General features: G+C 36.2%; 4 protein-coding genes and 1 pseudogene. All 5 read left to right on the top strand.

The window, feature by feature from the left end; translation table 11 throughout:
* Positions 1 to 260: 260 nt before the first annotated feature.
* Positions 261 to 416: pseudogene (locus tag H8698_RS13345) on the top strand (RHS repeat-associated core domain-containing protein); the annotation flags it as partial.
* Between the two features lie 42 nt (positions 417 to 458).
* Positions 459 to 1,100, top strand: a complete 642-nt coding sequence (locus H8698_RS13450) for a M91 family zinc metallopeptidase (RefSeq protein WP_346726852.1) — start codon at positions 459 to 461, stop codon at positions 1,098 to 1,100.
* An 18-nt stretch (positions 1,101 to 1,118) separates the two neighbouring features.
* Entirely contained in the window at positions 1,119 to 1,814 is a 696-nt protein-coding gene (locus H8698_RS13130; protein ID WP_249313889.1) for a hypothetical protein, read from the top strand.
* Between the two features lie 217 nt (positions 1,815 to 2,031).
* Complete coding sequence (locus tag H8698_RS13125; RefSeq protein ID WP_249313888.1) at positions 2,032 to 2,634, top strand: hypothetical protein; 603 nt, start codon at positions 2,032 to 2,034, stop codon at positions 2,632 to 2,634.
* Positions 2,631 to 3,440: a hypothetical protein gene (locus H8698_RS13120; RefSeq protein WP_249313887.1), complete on the top strand. Its 810-nt coding sequence runs from the start codon at positions 2,631 to 2,633 to the stop codon at positions 3,438 to 3,440. The genes H8698_RS13125 and H8698_RS13120 overlap by 4 nt, the downstream gene beginning before the upstream one ends.
* The last annotated feature ends 143 nt before the right edge of the window (positions 3,441 to 3,583 follow it).

Here is a 3,583-nt window from a genome sequence, read left to right as displayed (position 1 = left end):
GGCCTCTCGTTTTAAAAATGGTTATGCGAATGTAATTTTAAATGGTGTGGAAGGCTATATTGATTCACAATTTAATTTTTATGAGGGCAAACGCTGATGTATTTAGGCCAAGGGGTAGTCGTGATGACTACCCCTTTTAATTAATATAGAAAGAAAAAAACTTGTACTTTGTAAATTTATGTGATAATATAAAGATATTAAAAGCACGATTAATAAATTTTGTATAAGATTACGAGTAAAAATTTGCTGATAACTTCGGCTACCGTGGAGAATACCACGACCCCGAGTCGGGTTATATCTACCTCCGCATGCGATACTTAGACCCCACATCAGGACGGTTCTTAACTGAAGACCCTGCAAAAGACGGTTTGAACTGGTTTAGCTATTGTGGTGGCAATCCGTTGAAGTTTGTGGATCCGAGTGGATTGATAATTACGCTTGTTGGTTCTGAAGACGAAATGCAAAGGTCTTTTGACCAGTTACAAGCATTGACAAATGATGAACTAACCTATGATAAAGAAACAGGCATTGTAACGATTGTGAATACTGGCACAATGAACACGGATAAAACCTTAACGGCGGGTTCAAAAATGGTTTCTGATATGATTGGCAATAATGATTTTGATTGCCAGATTCAACGAGAATACGTAGAAAACGATGGTTGTTATGTGGATTACTTAGATGGTGGTGCCATTGTGCGCATGAATGATTGGGATGAAGAAGGTGGTAATTGGGGATATATGGTTTCCGACGGTAATGGTGGTTCGGTATGGCAAGACCATAAGGACGTAGCACATATACTCCTTGGGCACGAGTTGATTCACGCAACACATCATATGAATGGTACTTTAGCTGATCCGTCAAGAACGGTATATCGTTATACAAATAAAGGGCTGGTTATGGATGATAGATATAATGCAAATGGAGATAAATTAAACATATCAGAGGAATATAATACTGTAGGTTTAGCCCATGTTGTAGAGTTTCCAAATCCAAATGGTGTCTACGCCTTCCGCAGATTCTATTTACCTTGGCCAGGATCATTAACAGAAAATACGTTGCGGGCGGAACAAGGGCTCAATAAAAGAACTGCGTATTAAATAAAGGGAGTGTTTGCTTTGGAAAGAATTATATCGATTGCTTTGTTAGTAATTTGCTTATTGGGGATGAATACAGTGTATGCGGATAGTGATATTTCTGTGGAAAGAGATATGTTGACTGAACTTAATATTATTGATGAAAGCTACCTTTCAAACTCCAATACAGTAACTCGCGCGGAATGCATAGTTGCAATTACGAGAGTGATTGGAGTAACTAATGAGGACATAGAAAAATTAAATGGAGCCGATTTTGTAGCTTTTGAAGATACGGATTCTTATTCCTATTTTGGTTGTGCATACAGAGCGAAGATTGCATATGGAGAAGAGTGTATCGTTGATTATCCAACGTATAGGACGTCACATACAGGAAAAAATACAGACTTCTTCTTTTTTCCGAATCGTGCAGCAACAGTTAAAGAAACATTAGCTTTTATGGTTAGATGTCTGCAATCTGACAAAACAGACTTTGATTTGATCCTTGAAAAAGCGAAAGATAATGGACTGATAAATGATAAAGATGATTTTATTCAAAATCTTAATGACTTTATCAGCCAAGACAATTTTTTTGTACTGCTTGAAAGGTTGTTGCAACAAAAAAGATACAAATATTACGATCGGGAAAATAATAGGTTTAAGATGGAAGGAAATATTGATGAGGAGCGATGCATGACATATTTGGAATTTTTAACACAAAGGCAAATGGCTGAACAATAATAAAAATTCTCCTTTATGGGGGCAGAGCATTCTGCCCCCATAAGAGAAAAAAGTCAAAAACAACAAAAGCAAGCATTTATAAAGAAGTTTGTATCCCTACCAACACTTCACTCCCGTTAAGTTTACCGATCCGTGGGGGCTGTATTTAAAATTTCGAAACGAGGATGAGTATGAATTTTTTAAACAACAGGCGTATGCCATTTATGGAACAGATGAATTGACTTTTGAGTATAAAAATAAAAAATTGATGAAAATTGAAGGAAGCGGTGAAAATGCCTCTGAAACTGGAATGGCCTTGCTGAATTGGTTAATTGAATCTCCTGTAAAATTTAATATAAATTTTAATGAGAATTCAACTCTCGAAGGAAGCAGTTCAAGTACTTCGATTGACGTTGGGCTTTCAATGGAAGATTCAGAAGGTAATTTGACACGAATACCGGATTCTGAAGTACAGTCCCGGTTAATACACGAAGCCACCCATGTATATTCCTTAAGAAATGGATATGACAGTGAGGTAAGAAAAAATATACTTGATGACGTTGAGGGGGATATCCATAATAAAGCATTAGAGGGATATAAGGAAGCAGCTGCAATAACAGTTGAAGAAAAATTCAGACAGGAAATGGGGTATGCGCCGCGCGATGTATCAAAATATAACGGGATAGGCGTTCATCCAAATGCATATGGGACATGGCCATGGCAGACTACCCAAAAATATAGTAGGAAGATATTTTCTGAAAGCTATGGCGTGTCTTTAATGCAGTCTTTGTATATTTGGTATGATATACAATTAAATTATATGGAGGGAAATTTTAGATGAAAAAATTATGTTGTATATGTATTTGTATAATGATTTTTTTAATATCAATAAACACTGTTTTTGCCGACTATAATGATAATCCAAGAAATTTAAAACAAGATGATCATGAAGCTATTATTAGAGATAATCTTCGAAACGCGGCAAACACACTGTCACAATTAGATATTGTGCGTAACCCCACTGAAAAATGGGATAGAGATGACCCAATAAACCGAAGAAACGCCTTCGAAATGGTGTGTATTGTAAGGTATGAAGGAAGCAGAGAACTAAGCAAACCAGAAAATGTGATGGAATGGTTTCAAAATTCTACATATTTCACGGATCTTGTCCCGGGAACGTATGATTGTTCGCTATTAGAAGCATTAAGTTTTGACCCATTGATTTCTGGTAGAGAAGATTCAGAAGGAAAACATCTTGCAGCTCTTGATGAAAATATTACATACTATGAGGCGATTTCTTTGGTTACCCGTTTATTTACTGTTTTTAATAGAATTCGTGACGATCTATGGGATGCGTTGTGCACATGGGAAGATGATTATAAAAACTTCAGATTTGCAGAGGAAATAGGTTTAATTAACAGTAACAATCTGGTTAATTATTCAACCTTGACAGTGAACGAATCACAGTTAAATGAACCTATTCCTGCATATGAATTTATGCAGTTACTTTATACTGCATTATATATTCCTACGTTTCCACACGAAGACTATGGTGGGTTACCAGGACAAATCAAATATATTGATTTTTTCATTAAGCCAAATCCTCCAGAAATCGAATATGATGAAAATATGATTTATATTCCATAAAATTCTGTTTTAAAATCATGACTTAGCAACAATTTGACAGTTTTGGCAATCTGAAGGCCTCACAGGTGAACTACGAGGGCGGATTTAAAACGGTGTATGAATATACCTACGACACGTTTGGCAGGCCTGCAACCGCAACAGAA

Origin of the sequence: Congzhengia minquanensis (assembly GCF_014384785.1) — a bacterium.
In the GTDB taxonomy this organism is placed as follows: Bacteria; Bacillota; Clostridia; order UBA1381; family UBA9506; genus Congzhengia; species Congzhengia minquanensis.
The sequence above is the reverse complement of the archived record's forward strand: the minus strand, read 5'-3'. Positions and strand labels throughout refer to the sequence as shown.

Bases quoted from the DNA above. Each gene is read 5' to 3' on its own strand.
- H8698_RS13450 (WP_346726852.1), top strand. From the start codon at position 459: ATGCAAAGGTCTTTTGACCAGTTACAAGCATTGACAAATGATGAACTA.
- H8698_RS13120 (WP_249313887.1), top strand. From the start codon at position 2,631: ATGAAAAAATTATGTTGTATATGTATTTGTATAATGATTTTTTTAATA.